We start from the raw sequence: 1,011 nt of genomic DNA, 5'->3' as shown, positions 1-1,011 counted from the left end.
GTCGTGGCGGTAGTGGACGATCATGCGCGTAAAATTCATGCAAGCCACGGCTTTAGTAGCCATGTGACCTTATTACGACCCAAAAGTGTTGGCCGCGTCAAACTGAACAGTGCAAACCCTTACGATGTGCTCCACAYTGACCCTGCGTTTTTACGCTATCCAGAAGATATGGAAATCATGATCAAAGGTTGGAAAAACAGCAGACAAATGTTGGAGAGCTCGGCGTTTGATGACATTCGAGGGGAGAGCTTTTATCCCGTTGATGCCTCGGATGACAAAGCGATAGAGCAGGACTCGACACCGTGCTGATACACAATATCATCCGGTTGGCACGTGCAAAATGGGCGTGGCCAGTGATCCGTTAGCCGTGGTTGATCATCAGCTTAGAGTCCATGGCTTGGCGGGGCTAAGAGTGGTGGATGCCTCCATTATGCCGACCTTGATTGGTGCAAACACCAACGCGCCGACCATCATGATTGCAGAGAAAATCGCCGATGCGATTAAAGCCAACTATGCGGGTTTGGGTTGTGCGATAAAGGAAACGACGCCAGTGGCTTAAATGTTGTTAGGAGTGTCGTGGTCGACGTTTTAGAATAAAAACSRCAGCTGCGCTCAAGTGGCCAACAAGAAAACGCMCGCAATCATAGCGGGCGTTTGTCGCATAAGTTACGCATGGATTGAGTTAGCTTGCGCTGCTATCAAAATCTTGTTTTGCGCCAAATTGACGCATTAGAATACGCCACACGCTCTTCTGCTGAGGGATAGACCAGTGGTGCGCCCAAGTTTCTCAATATGGTGTAAGCGTGGTAAAAGCCCCGCACCGTTGGCAATTTGAATCGCCAGACCAGGGCGTGCGTTGAGTTCCAATACCATTGGTCCTTCTTCTTTATCCAACACCATATCGGTGCCGACGATAACCCAGCCCGGTCATTTCCCACGCGCTGGCTGCYAAGGTCAACAAACGTTGCCAATGAGGCACTTGCAAGGTAGCAAGATCTTTTCCTGTATCTG

General features: G+C 50.0%; 2 pseudogenes. One reads left to right on the top strand and one right to left on the bottom strand.

Annotated elements, in window-relative coordinates:
- Positions 1 to 559 (top strand): annotated as a pseudogene (locus tag CIK04_RS27475) (GMC family oxidoreductase); the annotation flags it as partial.
- Positions 560 to 682: 123 nt separating this feature from the next.
- Here CIK04_RS27475 and CIK04_RS27470 read toward each other — a convergent pair.
- Positions 683 to 1,011 (bottom strand): annotated as a pseudogene (locus tag CIK04_RS27470) (sugar-transfer associated ATP-grasp domain-containing protein); the annotation flags it as partial.

It is taken from the genome of Vibrio sp. 03_296 (assembly GCF_002265885.1).
This window is presented reverse-complemented; position numbering and strand designations above follow the sequence as displayed.